Source organism: Marinobacter sp., assembly GCF_035268745.1.
Lineage (GTDB): Bacteria > Pseudomonadota > Gammaproteobacteria > Pseudomonadales > Oleiphilaceae > Marinobacter.
Genome location: NZ_DATFKH010000177.1, coordinates 1 through 4,507, shown reverse-complemented (window position 1 = coordinate 4,507; position 4,507 = coordinate 1). Strand labels below are relative to the sequence as shown.

Annotated in this window: 9 protein-coding genes; 8 read left to right on the top strand and 1 reads right to left on the bottom strand. The window is 53.3% G+C overall.

The window, feature by feature from the left end; genetic code table 11:
• The 8 genes from VJ956_RS12645 to VJ956_RS12610 form a co-directional block, all read left to right on the top strand.
• Positions 1-513: group II intron maturase-specific domain-containing protein (locus VJ956_RS12645; protein ID WP_324085401.1), on the top strand; the 513-nt coding region annotated here is incomplete at its 5' end.
• 115 nt (positions 514-628) lie between these two features.
• A complete protein-coding gene (locus tag VJ956_RS12640) occupies positions 629-1,060 on the top strand; it encodes a hypothetical protein (protein ID WP_324085400.1) in 432 nt (143 codons plus the stop codon).
• A 90-nt stretch (positions 1,061-1,150) separates the two neighbouring features.
• Complete coding sequence (locus VJ956_RS12635; RefSeq protein ID WP_324085399.1) at positions 1,151-1,609, top strand: hypothetical protein; 459 nt, start codon at positions 1,151-1,153, stop codon at positions 1,607-1,609.
• Between the two features lie 91 nt (positions 1,610-1,700).
• The gene (locus VJ956_RS12630) at positions 1,701-2,186 is read left to right on the top strand and encodes a hypothetical protein (protein ID WP_324085398.1); all 486 of its coding nucleotides are present in this window, start codon (positions 1,701-1,703) and stop codon (positions 2,184-2,186) included.
• Positions 2,187-2,332: 146 nt separating this feature from the next.
• Positions 2,333-2,605, top strand: coding sequence for a CopG family ribbon-helix-helix protein (locus tag VJ956_RS12625; protein WP_324085397.1), 273 nt, complete (start codon positions 2,333-2,335; stop codon positions 2,603-2,605).
• A complete protein-coding gene (locus VJ956_RS12620; RefSeq protein ID WP_324085396.1) occupies positions 2,602-2,883 on the top strand; it encodes a type II toxin-antitoxin system RelE/ParE family toxin in 282 nt (93 codons plus the stop codon). Before VJ956_RS12625 ends, VJ956_RS12620 begins: the two co-directional genes overlap by 4 nt.
• Before the next feature lie 119 nt (positions 2,884-3,002).
• The gene (locus VJ956_RS12615; RefSeq protein WP_324085395.1) at positions 3,003-3,281 is read left to right on the top strand and encodes a type II toxin-antitoxin system RelE/ParE family toxin; all 279 of its coding nucleotides are present in this window, start codon (positions 3,003-3,005) and stop codon (positions 3,279-3,281) included.
• A 10-nt stretch (positions 3,282-3,291) separates the two neighbouring features.
• A complete protein-coding gene (locus VJ956_RS12610) occupies positions 3,292-3,579 on the top strand; it encodes a HigA family addiction module antitoxin (RefSeq protein ID WP_036148342.1) in 288 nt (95 codons plus the stop codon).
• Positions 3,580-3,861: 282 nt separating this feature from the next.
• Here VJ956_RS12610 and VJ956_RS12605 read toward each other — a convergent pair.
• A partial coding sequence (locus VJ956_RS12605; protein WP_324085394.1) for a DMT family transporter occupies positions 3,862-4,507 on the bottom strand: 646 nt, incomplete at its 5' end.

The following is a 4,507-nucleotide window of genomic DNA, read 5'->3' as shown; positions in this document are numbered from 1 at the left end:
AGTCTGACGCGCTTTATCGAGGACTCGCTGAGGCTCACAGTGAATACACGAAAGAGCGCGGTAGACCGGCCCTGGAAGCGCGACTTCCTGGGCTTCACCCTCAGCCGGAAAGGGCAGCGACTGAAAGTGGCTAGCAAAGCTATCACTAAGCTGAAAACCCAGATCCGGATACTGAGCCGCCGAACACGGGGCCACTCACTGGCCCAGGTAATCGCAGATCTGAAAGAGACCCTGCTTGGCTGGAAAGCGTACTTCGACGCAGCCGAAGTACTGAGCCCGCTGCGGGACCTGGACAAGTGGATACGGCGGAGAATGAGGAGTTACGTGTGGAAGCAATGGGGTCGAAGGGGGTATCGTGAGCTGAGAAAGCGGGGCGTCTCGGTCCCGTTGGCCTGGAACACCGCGAAATCCGCCCATGGACCGTGGCGTCTGAGCCGTTCACCGGCACTGGCGCAAGCGCTCCCGGCTCGGTTCTTTCGGAGCTATGGGCTGCCGGAACTGGCAGCACGGTAGAGGGTTGAATCAAGTCACTGAATCGCCGTGGTACGTGATCCGTATGCCCGGTGATGTGGGAGGAGGGGCATCGTGAGGTGCCTCCCTATCCCGATTATACGTTAAGGGAGACCCAATGACTTGGTGGCAAGCATTAATCGTAGCCTTGGCCACATACGCCGGAACAAAATCGGTAGATGTTCTGCTATCGTTTGTTACCGATAAAAGGGAGTTCCGAAAGCGCCGTCGCGACCTTGCCCTCACGGATATTGAGAGCCTAAAAGACGAAGTCGGTATTCTGTACGAGCTGGCTGCCAACTGGAAAACTTTTCAAGAAAAGGCTCCAATCTATAGTTCGTCTTTTGAGCTGGACCATCAGCTTATCGGGAGAATTAGCAAGTACCCGATGATCTCCCAAGCTGCCAGAGATACCGTCCATTGGTGCAAAATCGTTGCGCATGAAGAGAATGAGTCAACTGGGGACGCTATACAGCGGAAAAAAGAACTAGGGGATAAGTATCGGGATTTTCTATCAAAATGCGATGCCTACCTTGACCAAATCGTATAACCAAACGCGGCACTCGGATGCCCTTGTCTCCGCTTTGCTACGTCAAGGTCACCGGTGCGCTCTGCGTTAGCATTTTCGAGAGGTAGTTGAGTGAAAGATGGGCTCGTAACTATAGTGCCGGTAATCGGTTTTCTTGGCGTGGTCATTGGTGCTTTGCTGCAAGGCTTCTTCAACCGGAAGAATCAGGCGGCAAACAATCTATCTGAGCTCCAAAACAAAGCCTATTCTGATTTTCTGAATTCTGTATCGAAAATAGCTGTGGCCCAGCGTAAAGATCAGCGAACTGTCGTAACCGAGGAGCTTTCAAATCTAGCGGATGCCAAGTCGCGAATTTGTGTTTATGGCCATGCTAGTGTTGTTCATCATCTAGCTGATTTTTTGAGAGCTGGGGGTACGTTGCAAACTGAACAAGAAATCCTATCGTTCACGAGGTTGTGTCTCCAAATTCGTGAGTCTGTAGGTATGCGCGATAAGGAGCTTTATCCCTCGGATATATCCCAGCTACTGTTTAGTATCGACGTCAAAAATGTCAAAACACCAGGCGCCTGATGCTAACAATTGCAGGCACGGCGATGCCTACTACATTGCGCCTTCGGCTCCATTCCGCAGGCGCGCATGCTGCGGGCGTTAGAGGTACACATTGAAAACACTGGATAAATGGGCAGAGCGTATATACGCGGAAACTGATGTGGGACGTAGCATTGCCACGTCAGTTACCGGTGTTGTGGGTTTGTCAGTTTATCTTCTGTCGTCAGATTGGGTCATTGCTGTGTTCGCGGCAGTTATAGCGTTTCCGTTAGTTCGACTGGCCGCCACCGGACTTCATGCTCGGGCAGTCAGGCGAGCCCAAGGTCGTATGGAGTTAGAAGAAGCAGAGCGAGTCTATGGTCGCTTGAGTGAGCATGAGAAAGCCGTAGTGCAGGCATTTGTTCAAACAGGTGGCTCGGTTCTCACTTGGGGGCAAGTAAATCAGCTCGGTTTGCCAGGAAACGGCATAGAGTCACTGATCCAGCGAGAAGTTGCTTGGACCTCGATGACGGCAGACGGCATGCGAGAAACATTTGCTTTAGATTCCGCAATATTTGACGTTGGGCAAAAGCACGCAACCAATGACAGTAATCTCTAACAAGGCCATTAAGGTTGTTCCGGGCCTTCGGCCCTCCACCGGACGCCCTTGTCAGGGCGCCGCTTATGGCTGGCGTTAAATTTTTTGCTGCACCCTCGAAGACTATGTTGTAATACGTTGTAGTCGCCAAATTCGAGGGTATCGTCATGAGTGTCACCACAGTTCGCCTTCAAGCAGAAGTTGAGCAACACCTGGAAGCAATCGCCAGCAGGCTGCACCGGAGCAAAGGTTGGGTAATCAACCAGGCATTGTCGGAATACATAGAAAAGCAGCAGCTTGAGCAAGAGCGGTGGAAGCAAACGTTAGAGGCAATGGAGTCTGCTGCCCAAGGCAAGGTTGTTGATGCCAGCGAGGTTCACAGCTGGCTTAATAGCTGGGGAACCGAAAACGAGCAGGATGCACCGAGGTCAGGTAATTGAAACTGGTTTACACGGACGAAGCCATTGATGATTTAAAACGCCTCAGGGAGTTCATTGCGGTGCACAACCCGAGGGTGGCAGCCAGGATTGCCACCGAACTGGTTGGCAAAATCGAATTACTTCCAGACTTCCCCAAAATGGGCTCACCGGTTGAAATGGCACCGGTGCCGGACTCTGTTCGAGATATGGTTTTCGGAAAATACGTCGTTCGATACTCAGTCCATGACAGTGCCATCATTATTCTTAGGGTTTGGCATGGCCTTGAAGGTCAACGATAGCAATTTAACCAAACGTGGCACTCGGACGCCTTTGTCTCCGCTTCGCTGCGTCAACGTCGCCGGTGCGCTTCGGCGTTATGTGAATTGACACCTGATACGTTACAGGGTACATTCAAGGAATGATACGAAGCTTCAAACACAAGGGCCTGGCCAAATTTTTCAAGTCCGGCAGCACCGCAGGGATTCAGGCCGCTCACGCAAAAAGGCTTCGGCTTATTCTCGGTAGATTAAACGCGGCGTCGGATGCTAAAGACATGGACTTGCCAGGCCTTCGATTGCACGAACTCACCGGCAATCGCTTCGGCATCTGGTCAGTCACCGTTAGCGGTAACTGGCGAGTGACCTTCCGATTCGAAGATGGAGATGCCGAGATTGTGAACTATGAAGATTATCACTGAGGTACTGTCAATGTTGATGCACAACCCTCCCCACCCTGGTGAAGTATTGCGAGAGCTTTGTCTTGAGCCACTCGGCCTCTCTGTTACGGCGGCTGCAGAGGCACTGGGCGTTAGCCGCAAGACTTTGAGTGCCGTGTTGAACGGCAAGGCCGGTATCAGTCCCGAAATGGCTATCCGGCTCTCTATCGCTTTTGATACCTCTGCAGAAAGCTGGCTGAATCAGCAGTCCCAGTATGAGCTCTGGCATGCCGAACAACATCGCAAAGAGCTCAACGTGAAGAAGCTTGTTGCGGCTTAAAACAGCACATAACCAAGCCATGCACCGGATGCCGAAACCTCCGCTTCGCTCCGGTTTTGTCACCGGTGATGGCGGGCGTTATTCCAAAATTTGAATGCCCGCTTTGCGACCTCAGCGTGCTTTATTTCCGAATAGCGGATTGGGTAGGCCCCTACCTGAAAAGGTCTGCTTTATTGGTCATAGCAAACAAATTCGATCCGGCACCGGGCACAATAGATTGCTCCCGGTGCACTGGACAATCCTAGTCTATGAGACCTTATACATCGTCATTGGCCGAGGGCCTCAACCTGTGGTTGGGTAGGCTTGAAGCACTCTGTGTCTACGCTGACGCGAGCGCAACCCCACCAGTATCAGCGGTACCACGATCATCGCGCTGCCTGCCAGGAACCACAGGTCCGGCATCTCGTTGAAACCTATCCAGCCAATAAGCACTGCCCAGATCAGGCCGGTGTATTCGGCGCTGGTGACCTGGTTTGCATCCACCTGCTGATACGCCAGCAGCACGGTCATGTTGTAGCCCAGGATGAACAGTGCCGAGCCTGAGGCACTGACCAGCATCGAGCCATCCCAACTGGCGCCTTCCCAGAGCGCGAGGGCCCCTGCGGCCGGAACAATCAGCAGGTAGTTCAGAAACAGCTTGTGAATCGTGGACTGCTGTTTCGGCAGCTTGCGCACCATCACGGCATTGATGGCCAGGGTAAAGGCTGAACCCAGTGCGGCAATGGCCGCCCAACCAAACTCTACGGGCCTCAGGATCAGCACGATGCCCAGGAACCCGCTGAATACCGCGGTGACGCTCATTGGCGTTAGCCGCTCACCAAACACCAGGGCCGCCAGCACCATCACCAGTATGGGGGCGGCGTAGAACACGGCATTGGCAGTTGCCAGGGGCAGGTTGCCCAGGGCGATGACCATGCACAGCATGCCC

Coding starts and splice junctions, on each gene's coding strand:
- VJ956_RS12615 (WP_324085395.1), top strand. CDS start 3,003: ATGATACGAAGCTTCAAACACAAGGGCCTGGCCAAATTTTTCAAGTCC.
- VJ956_RS12640 (WP_324085400.1), top strand. CDS start 629: ATGACTTGGTGGCAAGCATTAATCGTAGCCTTGGCCACATACGCCGGA.
- VJ956_RS12610 (WP_036148342.1), top strand. CDS start 3,292: ATGTTGATGCACAACCCTCCCCACCCTGGTGAAGTATTGCGAGAGCTT.
- VJ956_RS12625 (WP_324085397.1), top strand. CDS start 2,333: ATGAGTGTCACCACAGTTCGCCTTCAAGCAGAAGTTGAGCAACACCTG.